The sequence below is a fragment of the Moritella sp. F3 genome (assembly GCF_015082335.1).
In the GTDB taxonomy this organism is placed as follows: Bacteria; Pseudomonadota; Gammaproteobacteria; order Enterobacterales; family Moritellaceae; genus Moritella.
In genome coordinates, this window is sequence record NZ_BLRL01000100.1 from 1 (window position 1) to 255 (window position 255).

At 47.5% G+C, this 255-nt stretch carries 1 protein-coding gene; it reads left to right on the plus strand.

Features of this window, described 5'->3' with window-relative positions; translation table 11 throughout:
• The coding region (locus tag JFU56_RS22605) for a helicase C-terminal domain-containing protein (protein WP_305798267.1) at positions 1 to 255 on the plus strand (255 nt) is incomplete at both ends.

Sequence of the window (255 nt, forward strand, 5' to 3'; positions counted from 1 at the left end):
TACAAGGTGAGACAAGTAAGCAAAAAACCTTAGCTGAATTCATGGAATTAGGTAACGCATTGCTGGCGGCCACTGGTGCCTTCTGGGAAGGTATAGATGTTAGGGGCGACGCATTAAGCTGTGTTATCATCGATAAATTGCCCTTTACCGCCCCAGACGACCCGTTACTTAAGGCTCGAATCGAGGACTGTAAGCTGAAAGGGGGTGATCCTTTTGCACAAGTGCAGTTACCAGACGCAGTGATTACCTTGAAAC